Source organism: Embleya sp. NPDC050493 (assembly GCF_044458105.1).
GTDB lineage: Bacteria > Actinomycetota > Actinomycetes > Streptomycetales > Streptomycetaceae > Embleya.
Map to the genome: position 1 here is coordinate 48727 of NZ_JBITHP010000009.1, position 11921 is coordinate 60647.

Consider the following 11921-nt stretch of genomic DNA (forward strand, 5'->3'; position numbering starts at 1 on the left):
GGGTGTATCCGCGCGCCGCACGCACGTGCGCCCGCACGACTGAACGCCGCCATTTCGGGCAGTCTGCCCGACAAGGCGTAGTCATCGTGGAGGCAGCAGTGTTCGGGGACGAGTACGACGGAGCGCAGCTCTATCCGGGAGTCGCTCCCGGCCGCTATCTCGTGCGCGAGAAGATGTTCGCGATCGGCGACGACTTCTGGGTCACGACGGAATCCGGCGAGAAGGTCTATCTGGTCGACGGCAAGGCGCTGACGCTGCACGACCGGCTGGAGCTCAAGGACGCGGCCGGCACGGTGTTGGCCACCGTGAAGAAGAAGATCATGAGCATCCACCACTCGATGAAAATCGAGGACGCGACCGGCGAGACGGTCGCCACGGTGCGCAAGAAGATGTTCACGCCGCTGCACGAGGCCTTCGAGGTCGATCTCGCGGTCGGCATCGAACTCTCGGTGCGCGGCGACATGTTCAACCACGAGTACGGCATCACCGGGCCGAACGGGCCGGTCGCGCAGATCACCCGCAAGTGGCTGCGGGTGCGCGACACCTACGGCGTCGACATCGCACCCGGGTGGGATCATGCGCTGATCATCGCGATCGCGGTGTGCGTGGACCGGTTGAGCGAGGACGACGACTGAACGGCCGCCGATCCGTCGGCGATCGTCGCGGCGCGGCATGGAACGGCTCCCTTCCACACGTCTGTTCGGGTGGAAGGGGGCACGGTTGAGATCCCAGGGGGCGCGTCTACGCACTCGTGGTGGTGGCCCGCTCGGCCGCACCCGCCTACACCCTCACGGCGTTCGACGCCCAGGGGCGGGTGCGCAAACAGTTCCGGCAGTAGGCCGGCCCGGCGTGCTCACATGACGCGGTTCCGCAGCACCGGGAAGTCCTCGCGGGTCTTGGCCACCAGCGCCGGGTCGATCTCGGCGGTGAGCACGGTCTGTTCGGTGCCGGCCTCGGCGACGATCTCGCCCCACGGGTCGATCACCATGCTGTGCCCACCCATCGCCTCGCCGCCCTGGGTGCCGGTCGCGTTGCACGCGAGCACGAACATCTGATTCTCGATCGCGCGGGCGCGGGACAACACCCGCCAGTGCTCGACCCGTCGCGCCGGCCACGCGGCGGGCAGCACCAGCACTTCCGCGCCCGCGTCCAGGATCCGCCGGAACAGTTCCGGGAAGCGCAGGTCGTAGCAGGTCGCCAGGCCCACCGCGGCCCACGGCATGCGCACCTGGGCAAGCTCGGTACCGCGCGAGATCAGCGCGGCCTCGCCGCCGGTGAAGCCGAAGCGGTGGATCTTGCGGTAGGTGCCGCGCAGCGCGCCGTCCGGGTCGAAGACCAGCGAGGTGTTGTAGAGGTTTTGATCCGCACCGCGCTCGATGATGCTGCCGGCGTGCAACCAGACCCCGGCGTCGCGAGCCGCGCGGGCCATGGTCTGGGCGACCGGTCCGCGTACGGTCTCGGCATCCGACTCCCAACCGTCGTAGACCCAACCGGTGTGCAACCACAGCTCGGGCAGGACCACCAGATGGTCGCCGCGCCGGCTGCGCACCAGGGCGGAGACCTCGGCCAGGCGTTCCCGGGCGGGCACTGCCGGGTCGACGTCGAGTTGTACGAGCGAAACGCGCACTTTCCCCTCACCTACACCGCTTGCTTCCCGCGAACGGGCTGACCGCGGGATCTTTTGCAGCGTAACGTGCCTGCCAGGATCCGGGACCACGTCAAAGCAACGGTCGCACCCCCCACCCGACCGGTGACGCAGCGACAAGAGGTAGTTCGTGACCAACGACCTGAAAACGCACGCCGACGCCTGGGAGCACTCGATTCGCTCCCTCAAAGATCTGGTCTCCACCCTGACCGAGGGTCGGTGGAGCAGCGCGACCGAATGTCCGGGCTGGTCGGTCCGAGACATCGTGTCGCACGTGATCGGGATCGAGCTGGAACTGCTCGGCGATCCGCGGCCGATCCACACGCTGCCGCGTGATCTGCGACACGTGCACGACGAATTCAGCCGCTACACCGAGATACCCGTGGACGTGCGGCGCTGCCACACGTCGCCGGAGATGACCGGCGAATTGGAGTACGTGATCCTGCGTCGGCGCCGGATGCTCGACGAGAGCGATCGGGGGCCGGACGACGAGGTGCGCGGCATCATGGGCCGCAGCGTCCCGTACCGGTTCCTGCTCACCCAGCGGGTATTCGACGTGTGGGTGCACGAACAGGACGTGCGGCGCGCGATCGGGGTGCCCGGCAACCTGGACTCGCCCGCCGCGCTGATCACCCGCGACTTCCTGCTCACCGGACTGGCCCGGGTGGTGGCCAAGGACGCCAAGGCGCCCGCCGGCGCATCGGTGGTGTTCGACGTGAACGGGCCGGTGGAGTTCATGCGCACGGTCACCGTCGACGAGAACGGCCGGGGTCGGCTGGACGGGCGGGTGCCACTGGGACCGCTCGTGCTGATCTCCACCGACTGGGAGACGTTCGTCCGGCTGATGTGCGGCCGGGTCGCCGCCGGCCGGGCCGACGTCAAGGTCGAGGGCGACCCCGATCTGGCCCGGCGGATCCTGGACAACATGGCCGTCACGCCCTGACACCGCCGACGGCGGGGCGTCAGCCGGCGTCGGGAACGCTCTCCCGCTCCGGTGCGCGCCCCGCCGCCACCACACACACCGGCTCGGCCCGGCGGCCCCGCCCCGCGACCTTGCGGGCGTAGCGCAGCACCTGGACGACGCCGAGCAGCAGCGGTACGGCCTGGACGGCCATCGCGACGCGGTACGCGTTCAACCCGTGCGCACCGCCGCCCGGCTCGACCAGGTCCAGGACCAGGCCGATCGCGAACAGGCACAGGGTCGCGGCGGCGAACCCGCCGACGTTGACGATGCCCGACACCGTGCCCAGGCGCTGCGCCGGATTGCCGTCCCGGGCGAACTCCATGCCGACCAGGGACAGCGCCCCGCCCGGGCCGATCACCAGCGCGAGCACGACCAGCAGCCACAGCGGCGAGGGCTCGGCCGGGATCAGCACGGCGGCCCACAACACCAGGGCCAGGATCGGCTGCCCCACACACAACATCAGCCTGCTGCCCGGCCGGCGGGTCACCAGCGGGCCGACCACCAGGCACGCGAACATGTTGATCACGATCGACACGGTCAGCAGCGCGCTCGCGGTGCCCTTGGCCAGGCCCTGGCCCTCGACCAGGAACGGGAAACCCCACAACATCAGGAAGACCTGCGGCAGGCAGCCGCACGCCCAGTGCACCCACAGGCCGAGCCGGGTGCCGGGTTCGGCCCACGCCGCGCGCACCTGGGACCACATGCCCGGACCGCCGGCCGGCCGTACCCGCCTCGTCGCTCCGGGGTTGTCACGCAGCACGAGCAGCACCACGACCAGGACCGCCACCCCCACCCCGGCGGAGACCGCGAAGGTCCGGCTCCAGCCGAACGCGTGCAGCGCGCCGGCCAGCGGCGTGGCACCGGCGAGGTTGCCGGCCATCCCGAGCAGTGCGGTCAACTGGGTCAACACGGCGACCCGGTTCGCCGGGAACCACACCGACACCACCCGCAGCACACTGACGAACGTCATCGCGTCGCCCATGCCGACCAGCACCCGGGCGAGTACGGCGCCGGTGAAGCCGTGCGCGAACGCGAAGGTGAACTGACCCGCCGTCATCAGCACCAGCCCGCAGCCGAGCACCCGTTTGGCGCCGAGCCGGTCGGTCAGCGCACCGACGGGTATCTGCAGGCCCGCGTAGACGAGCAGTTGCAGCATGGGGAACAGCGAGAGCTGCGAAGCGGAGACGCCGAACCGCTCCTGCGCGTCGATCCCGGCCACGCCGAGACTGCTGCGGTGGAACACCGCGACGACGTATACCGAAGCCGCGACCGCCCACATGATCCAGGCGATGCCGCCGCCGGGCCGGGAGGGGGCTGTGTCCGCAGATGGTTTCACAGTACATACACATTAGGGGACGCCCTCGGACATACGTACGGCCGGGCCCCGAAAAGGGACCCGGCCGTACGCCCGTGGACGACCCGCCGTACGCGGGCCACCGGCGCCGGAGGCGTCAGCCGCGGACGAACAACAACTTCGGCCGCTCCAGCATCTGGGCCACGTCGGCCAGCACCCGCGAGCCCAACTCGCCGTCCACCATCCGGTGGTCGAAGGACAGCGAGAGGGTGGTCACCTGCCGGGGCTTGACCCTGCCCTTGTGCACCCACGGTTGCTCGCGGATCGCGCCCACCGCCAGGATCGCGGCCTCGCCCGGGTTGAGGATCGGTGTGCCGCCGTCCACCCCGAACACGCCCACGTTGGTGATGGTCACCGTGCCGCCGGCCATGTCGGCGGGCGAGGTGCGCCCGTCCCGAGCGGTGGCCACCAGCTCGGTGAGTGCGCCGGCCAACGCGGTCAGGCTCTTGCCGCCCGCGTCCTTGATGTTCGGCACGATCAACCCGCGCGGCGTCGCCGCGGCGATGCCCAGGTTGATGCGATCGCGGACGACGATCTCCTGGTTCGGCTCGTCCCAGGACGCGTTGATCTCCGGGTGCCGGGCGATCGCCACGAGCAGCGCCCGGGCGACCAGGAGCAGCGGACTCACCTTGATGTCCGCGAAATCGGGCAACTCGCGCAGCTTGCGCACGAGCTTGACGGTGCGGGTCACGTCCACCGTCACCCATTCGGTGACGTGCGGCGCGGAGAACGCGCTCGCCACCATGGCCTGCGCGGTCGCCTTGCGCACCCCCTTGACCGGGATGCGCCGCTCGCCCGTGACGCTCTCGCCGGGTCCGGTCGCCGCGAAGGCGGCCGGGGCGGCGGCGGGCGCGGGGCGGGCGGCCGCGTGTACGTCCTCACGGGTGACCGTTCCGCCGGGGCCCGAGGGGAGCACCGACGCGAGGTCCACGCCCAGGTCCCGGGCCAGCTTGCGGACCGGCGGCTTGGCGAGCGCGATCGAGCCGGCCGCGGGCGAGCCCGACGTCGGCGGACCCGGGTGCGCCGAGCCGTTGGCCGCGCGGACCACCGGCGCGGGCGCGGCCGTGTCCGTCTTGCGGGCCCGCCGCCGGCCGGACGTGGTGCGCACGCCGTACCCGACCAGCACCGCCGTCCGGGTGTCCTTCTTCTCCGGCTCGGCGGCCGGAACGGGCTCGGGCGCCGCGGGTTCGGGCGTCTCGGGTTCGGGCACGAGGTCCGCCGCGAGGGCCTCTTCCCGGGTGTCGGCCGGTTCGGCCGCGGCGGCGGGCACCTGCGTACCGCTCGGCGCCACCGCGATGATCGGAGCGCCGACCGCGACCGTGTCGCCCTCGGCGGCCAGGAGTTCGGTCACCACCCCGTCGAACGGACACGGCAGCTCGACCAGGGCCTTCGCCGTCTCCACCTCGACCATGACCTGGCCGTCACTCACCTCGTCGCCGACCTTGACGTGCCATACGACGATGTCGGCCTCTTCGAGCCCCTCGCCGACGTCGGGCATCAGGAACTTCTTCACCTCGGACACGGGATTCCTCACCAGGCCAGGGAACGGTCGACGGCATCGAGCACACGGTCCAGGTCGGGGAGGTAGTCCTCCTCGACCCGGGACGGCGGATACGGCGTGTGATAGCCGCCGACCCGGAGCACCGGCGCCTCCAGGTGGTAGAAGCAGCGCTCGGTGATCGTCGCCGCGACCTCCGCGCCGATACCCAGGAACGACGGGGCCTCGTGCACGACGACGAGGTGACCCGTGCGCTTGACCGACTCCTCGACCGCGTCGACGTCCAGCGGGGACAACGAGCGCAGGTCGATCACCTCCAACTCGCGCCCCTCCTCGGCCGCCGCCGCCGCGGCCTCCAGGCAGGTCGCCACCATCGGCCCGTAGGCGACCAGCGTGCAGGCGTTGCCCGGGCGCACCACGCGGGAGCCGTACAGCGGGCCCGGGGTCGCGGCGGTGTCCACCTCGGCCTTGGTCCAGTAGCGCCGCTTGGGCTCCAGGAAGATCACCGGGTCGTCGGAGGCGATCGCCTGCTGGATCATCCAGTAGGCGTCCACCGGGTTCGAGCACGACACCACCCGCAGGCCCGCGGTGTGCGCGAAGTACGCCTCGGGCGACTCGCTGTGGTGCTCGACCGCGCCGATCCCGCCGCCGAACGGAATGCGGATGACGATCGGCAGTCGGACGTAGCCGAGCGAACGGGCGTGCATCTTGGCCAGTTGGGTGACGATCTGGTCGAAGGCGGGGAAGACGAAGCCGTCGAACTGGATCTCCACGACCGGTCGGTAGCCCGCGAGGGCCAGGCCGATCGCGGTGCCGACGATGCCGGACTCGGCCAACGGGGTGTCCACCACCCGGTCCTCGCCGAAGTCCTTCTGCAAACCGTCGGTGACCCGGAAGACACCGCCGAGCTTGCCGATGTCCTCGCCCATGATCAAGACCTTGGGGTCGCTCTCCAGGGACTTGCGCAGCCCCGTGTTGAGCGCCTGCACCATCGACATCGGACGGGTCGTGCCCGTCGCCTGTGCGGCAGCCATCAGTGCCCGTCCTCCCCGGCGTCGACGAAGGACGCGTGGTAAGCCTCGAACTCGGCCCGTTCCCGGTCCACGAGAGTGTGCGAATCGGCGTACACGTGCGCGAACATCGACACCGGATCGGGGTCCGGCATCGTGCGCACACCGTTGCGTACGCGCTTGCCCAATTCCTCGCTCTCGACCTCCAGGGCCGCGAAGAACTCGGGGGTACCGATGCCCTGCTTGTGCAGGTATGCCTTGAGCCGCTCGATCGGGTCCTTGAGCCGCCACTCCTCCAATTCCGCGTTCAACCGATAGCGGGTCGGGTCGTCGGAAGTGGTGTGCGCGCCCATTCGGTAGGTGAACGCCTCGATCAGCATCGGGCCCTCGCCGCGCCGGGCCCGGGCCAAAGCCGCCCTGGTCACCGCGAGGCACGCGAGCACGTCGTTTCCGTCCACCCGAACCCCGGGAAAGCCGAATCCGGCGGCGCGCCGATACAGCGGCACCTTCGTCTGCCGTTCGGTGGGTTCGGAGATGGCCCATTGATTGTTCTGGCAGAAGAACACCACGGGCGCGTTGAACACCGCCGCGAAGGTGAATGCCTCGTTGACATCGCCCTGGCTGGAGGCGCCGTCACCGAAATACGTGACGACCGCGCCATCGCTGCCGTCGCGTTGCACGCCCATCGCGTATCCGACGCCGTGCAGGGTCTGGGCGCCGATGACGATCGTGTAGAGCTGGAAATTGTTCTCGCGCGGATCCCAACCGCCGTGGTTGACGCCGCGGAACATCCCGAGCAGATTCAGCGGGTCCACGCCGCGACACCAGGCGACGCCGTGTTCACGATAGGTGGGAAACACATAGTCGTCCGGACTCAGTGCCCGTCCGGACCCGATCTGCGCGGCTTCCTGGCCGAGCAGCGAGGCCCACAGGCCCAGTTCGCCCTGCCGTTGCAGCGCGGTGGCCTCGGCATCGAAGCGACGCACCAGAACCAGGTCGCGGTACAGACTCAGGTATTCGTCATCGGACAGGTCGATCGAGTAATCGGGATGCTCGACCCGCTCGCCCTCCGGGGTGAGCAACTGGATCAGTTCTGGACCGGCTCCGGAATCGGGCGGAAACAATGTTCCGTCCGTACTGTCCACTGCCACGTTCTCTCCTCCGTCTGTCCGGTCCGCGGGGTCGCCGTGGACCGGGTCCGGATCGCCGGGCCCGGTTCCGCGCGGGGTGTGCGCGGCTACCTTGATGTGCAGACACGGCGATTGGTGGCTGTACTTCCTAGGATTTCCTAGGAATTCCCGGGTGAATCCGGGAGGCACCTGCGCACAGGCATGCGGTTCGGAAACCGCACACCGCAACGTTACCCACCAGTCCCGCCGGCACGTAGTGGCGACCGGCCCGAACGTGGCGGCACTGTTTGTCGTTCCTCGACAAACAGCCGCGTGTCGGACCCGTCCGCCCCTTCCGGAGGCATCAACCGGGCACCCGGACGGTGTACATGCGAACCTGGACAAGTGAGCGATCAGGGAAGTATTCGGGTATTTCTCCTCGATGACCACGAGGTGGTCCGTCGCGGCGTCCACGAGTTGTTGTCGATCGAGGACGACATCGACGTGGTCGGCGAGGCGGGCACCGCCGCCGAGGCGCTGGCGCGCATCGCGGCGACCCGGCCACAGGTCGCGGTGCTCGACGTGCGGCTGCCGGACGGCAGCGGGGTCGAGGTGTGTCGCGAGATCCGGGCCCGACTGCCCGACGTGCGCTGTCTGATGCTCACGTCCTTCTCCGACGACGAGGCGCTGTTCGACGCGATCATGGCGGGCGCCTCCGGCTACGTACTGAAGGACATCCGCGGCTCCGACCTGGTCGGCGCGGTCCGCGACGTGGCCGCCGGCAAATCCCTGCTCGACCCGGCCGCCACCGCCCGCGTCCTGGAACGCCTGCGCGGCGGCACCCACGGCGACGAGCGCCTGGCGGCCCTGAGCGACCAGGAGCGCCGCATCCTCGACCTGATCGGCGAGGGCATGACGAACCGCCGGATCGGCACCGAGATGCACCTGGCGGAGAAGACGGTCAAGAACTACGTCTCCAGCCTGCTCGCGAAGCTGGGCATGGAACGCCGCACCCAGGCGGCCGCGTACGTGGCCCGGCAGAAGGCGGAGAAGCGGCGATAGGGGGCAGCGGGGGCCTCGGCGGCGGAGCGAGGATTCGCCCCGGCCCGGGTGCCGTCCGGCGTGGTCACGGGTGTCGGCGGGGTCTCGTCGATGTCGTGTCGGTGGCTCGGGGCAGGTGGGCGGGGGTCGCCGGCCGGGGCGGTCGGGGCGAGGGGCGCGCCGGTGAGCCCAGGGCAAGGGCGGTCATCAGGGCGGTACTTGCCCAGTGCGACGGGTTGGCAAGGGAGCGGTTCAGGGGCATGGCGGGGTCCCTTGAGCGGTCGCGGCGTCGGATGGTGGTGCGTCAGCGTGCGTCCGGGACCAGCACCACCTTGCCGGTGACCGTGCCCGACTCGGCCAGTGCGAGTGCGTCGGCGGCTCGGCTCAGCGGGATGCGGGCCGCGACCTGGGCGGTGATGGTGCCGGCGGCGAGCAGGGCGAAGACCTCGGTCAGGTCGGCGCGCAGGCGGGCCCGGAAGGTCGCCGGGCGGCGCTTGCCGGCCCAGATGTTGTAGAAGTGCGTGCGCCGGCCGTTGGGCAGCAGGTGCCACCACAGGAGACGGGCGATCAGCCGGAGCACGGGCAGCCGGGAGGAGCCGGGCTCGTTCTTGGTGGCGGCCGTCCCGTACGAGACGAGGGTGCCGCCGCGGGCGAGCAGCCCGAACGAGTCGACGATCCCCTTGCCGCCGACGTGGTCGAAGACGGCGTCGACACCGTGCGGGGCGTGCGCGCGGACCTGCGCGGGCAGGTCGGCGGCCCGGTAGTCCAGCGGGATCGCGCCCAGCGCACGGACCGCGTCGTTGTGGCGCGGCGAGGCGGTGCCGATGACCCGGACGCCGGCCTGCGTGGCCAACTGGACCAGGGTCGATCCCACGCCGCCGTTGGCGCCGTGCACCAGGATGGTCTGCCCGCGGCGGATCGCGGCCCGGCGGTGCAACATCTGCCACGCGGTGATCCCGTTGACGACCACCGTCTCGGCCTCGGCCGGGTCGATGCCCTCGGGTACCTCGACCAGGTCGGCGGCCGGAAGCACCGTCAGGCTCGCCCACCCGCCCACCTTGGTCAGCGCGGCGAACCGGCGGCCGACCAGCGCGGCATCGCCGCCGGGGCCGACCCGCAGGACCGTGCCGACCAGGTCGTAGCCGGGCACGAACGGGAAGGCCGGCTGGTCGTAGTACTTGCCGCGACGCATCTGCTGCTCGGCGAAGGAAACCCCCGACGCCTCGACCGCGAGCAGGACCTCCCCGACCGCCGGCTCCGGCGCCGGGCGCACCCGGACCTCCAGGCCGGAGGGCTCGACGATGCCCGGCAGCACGATCTCGGTGACCGAGTCGGCGGTGGTCTCGGCGGTGGTCTCGGTGGCGATGGCATTCATCACGACTCCAGGTGATTACCAGTAGTGTTTGTTATGCCCTCTAACTTAAGTGCATGCCACTAGCATGTCAAGCATCGATTCACGAACTTCCGGTCAGAGCGGTACCGACCAGGTCACCGTCGTCCCGCGGCCCCCCGGACCGGGCCCGAACTCCGCCCGGCCGCCCAGTTCCGTCGCGCGACCGGCCAGGTTGGCCAGGCCGCTGCGTCGACCGCCGGGCGGGATGCCCACGCCGTCGTCGGTGACCGTCAGGTCGACCGTGCCGCCGGCCACCGCCAGGTTCACCTCGACCCGGGACGCGTGCGCATGGCGCGAGGCATTGGAGAGGGCCTCGCGCAGTGCGGCGAGGAGTTGCTCGGCGATCTCGTCCGGCACGGTCGAGTCGACCGGACCCGCGAAGGTGACCGTCGGCTCGAAGCCGAGCGTGGCGGCCGACATGCTCGCCTCGCGCAGCACCCGGCCGCGGACCCCGACCGGCTCCTCGCGCGGCGAATTCTGCAACGCGAAGATGGTGCTGCGCACTTCGCGGATCGTCGCGTCGAGTTCGTCCACGGCCTGGTTGATCCGGACGGTCACGGCCGGCACCCGCGCCAAGCGGGCCGCGCCCTGGAGCATCATCCCGGTCGCGAACAGCCGCTGGATGACCAGGTCGTGCAGGTCTCGGGCGATCCGGTCGCGGTCCTCGAACACGGCCAGCCGTTCCCGGTCGCGCTGTGCGCTCGCCAGCATCAGTGCGATCGCCGCCTGACCGCCGAACGCCTGGGCCATCGAGCGCTCGGTCCGGTTGAACGGGACCGCGCCGATGCGCTTGTCCAACTCGAGCGCGCCCAGGATCCGCTCGCCGGCGATCAGCGGCACGAACAGGCCCGGCCCGAAGCAGCGGGACTGGTCCAGCATCACGTTCGGATCGGTGCTCATGTCCGCGATGAAGATGCTGCGACCGGTGTTGATCGCCTCCGCGATCGGGCTGCCCTGCGCGACCACCGTGCCGCCCAGCCCCGCGAGGTCCTCGCCGGAGGTGAACTCGACCAGGTAGGAGCCGTCCGGCTGGGGCAGGTACATCGCGGCGAAGTCCGCCTCGGCCAGGCTGCGGGCGTGCTCGGCCACCACGGCGAGTGCCTCGTCCGGGTCCTGCGTGGTCAGCAGCGCCGTGGTGACGTCCGCCGAGCCCATGATCCATTTCTCCCGGCGGGCCGCGCTCTCGAACAGGCGCGCGTTCTCGATGGCCACCCCGGCCGCCGCCGCGAGCGCCCGGACCACCTGCTTGTCCTCGACGCTGAAGTCCGGCCTGCCGCGCTTCTCGGTCAGGTACAGATTGCCGAACACCTCGTCGCGCACCCGGATCGGCACACCCAGGAACGAGTGCATCGCGGGGTGGTTCGGCGGAAATCCGTAGGACGCGGGATGCCGGCTCAGATCGTCCAGCCGCAGCGGCTCGGGGTGGTCGATCAGCAGACCCAGGATCCCCCGCCCGTGCGGAAGTTCGCCGATCCGCTCGCGGTCCTCCTCGGCGATGCCGACGGTGATGAAGTCGGACAGGTTGTGCTCGGTGCCGATCACCCCGAGCGCGGCGTAGCGCGCGTCCACCAGGTCGGCGGCGGCCTCGACGATCCGGCGCAGCGTGGTGTGCAGGTCCAGGTCGGCACCGACCGCGATCACCGCTTCGAGGAGGCCCTGGAGACGATCCCCGACCGCCGCCGCCGAGCCGAGCCGCTCGACCACCTCGGCCATCAGGTCGTCCAGACCGAGCGAGGCCCGGGCGGTTACGGCCGCTTCGGGCGTGCGGTCGGACCGATCCGTCCCGTCGGGCTCGTCGGCGCCGTCGGCACTGCTGCCGGTCGCGTTCACCATGGATGCAGCCTATGTGGGCAAATACTGATGAAAGCGACAAAACATCCCGGACACGCGTGCGGACCCCGCCCACG

Annotated in this window: 10 protein-coding genes; 3 read left to right on the top strand and 7 right to left on the bottom strand. The window is 70.6% G+C overall.

Annotation, left to right across the window (positions count from 1 at the left end; translation table 11 throughout):
* Positions 1–86: 86 nt before the first annotated feature.
* Positions 87–635 (top strand): LURP-one-related/scramblase family protein, encoded by a 549-nt coding sequence (locus tag ACIBM5_RS19270; protein WP_391587198.1) that lies wholly within the window; start codon positions 87–89, stop codon positions 633–635.
* Positions 636–853: 218 nt separating this feature from the next.
* On the opposite strand, the gene ACIBM5_RS19275 is transcribed toward ACIBM5_RS19270, so the two are convergent.
* On the bottom strand, positions 854–1627 hold the full coding sequence (locus tag ACIBM5_RS19275) for a carbon-nitrogen family hydrolase (protein WP_396007983.1): 774 nt from the start codon (positions 1625–1627) through the stop codon (positions 854–856).
* Positions 1628–1775: 148 nt separating this feature from the next.
* Between ACIBM5_RS19275 and ACIBM5_RS19280 the strand changes: the two genes are divergently transcribed.
* The gene (locus tag ACIBM5_RS19280; protein WP_391587200.1) at positions 1776–2588 is read left to right on the top strand and encodes a maleylpyruvate isomerase family mycothiol-dependent enzyme; all 813 of its coding nucleotides are present in this window, start codon (positions 1776–1778) and stop codon (positions 2586–2588) included.
* Positions 2589–2607: 19 nt separating this feature from the next.
* Here the strand turns inward: ACIBM5_RS19280 and ACIBM5_RS19285 are convergent, their stop codons facing one another.
* From ACIBM5_RS19285 to pdhA, 4 genes are all read right to left on the bottom strand, one after another.
* A complete protein-coding gene (locus ACIBM5_RS19285; RefSeq protein WP_396008153.1) occupies positions 2608–3888 on the bottom strand; it encodes a nitrate/nitrite transporter in 1281 nt (426 codons plus the stop codon).
* A gap of 172 nt (positions 3889–4060) precedes the next feature.
* Positions 4061–5461, bottom strand: a complete 1401-nt coding sequence (locus tag ACIBM5_RS19290; protein WP_396008154.1) for a dihydrolipoamide acetyltransferase family protein — start codon at positions 5459–5461, stop codon at positions 4061–4063.
* Between the two features lie 32 nt (positions 5462–5493).
* Positions 5494–6459 carry an alpha-ketoacid dehydrogenase subunit beta gene (locus ACIBM5_RS19295; RefSeq protein ID WP_396008155.1) on the bottom strand — a complete coding sequence of 322 codons (966 nt, stop codon included), beginning with the start codon at positions 6457–6459 and terminating at the stop codon, positions 5494–5496.
* 35 nt (positions 6460–6494) lie between these two features.
* Positions 6495–7622, bottom strand: coding sequence for a pyruvate dehydrogenase (acetyl-transferring) E1 component subunit alpha (pdhA, locus tag ACIBM5_RS19300; RefSeq protein ID WP_391587201.1), 1128 nt, complete (start codon positions 7620–7622; stop codon positions 6495–6497).
* A gap of 363 nt (positions 7623–7985) precedes the next feature.
* Here pdhA and ACIBM5_RS19305 point away from each other — a divergent pair, with 363 nt between their 5' ends.
* Entirely contained in the window at positions 7986–8642 is a 657-nt protein-coding gene (locus ACIBM5_RS19305; RefSeq protein ID WP_396007984.1) for a response regulator, read from the top strand.
* Positions 8643–8925: 283 nt separating this feature from the next.
* Here ACIBM5_RS19305 and ACIBM5_RS19310 read toward each other — a convergent pair whose 3' ends face one another.
* Positions 8926–9996, bottom strand: coding sequence for a medium chain dehydrogenase/reductase family protein (locus tag ACIBM5_RS19310; protein ID WP_396007985.1), 1071 nt, complete (start codon positions 9994–9996; stop codon positions 8926–8928).
* Between the two features lie 93 nt (positions 9997–10089).
* Entirely contained in the window at positions 10090–11847 is a 1758-nt protein-coding gene (locus ACIBM5_RS19315) for a GAF domain-containing protein (RefSeq protein WP_396007986.1), read from the bottom strand.
* Positions 11848–11921 lie beyond the last annotated feature (74 nt).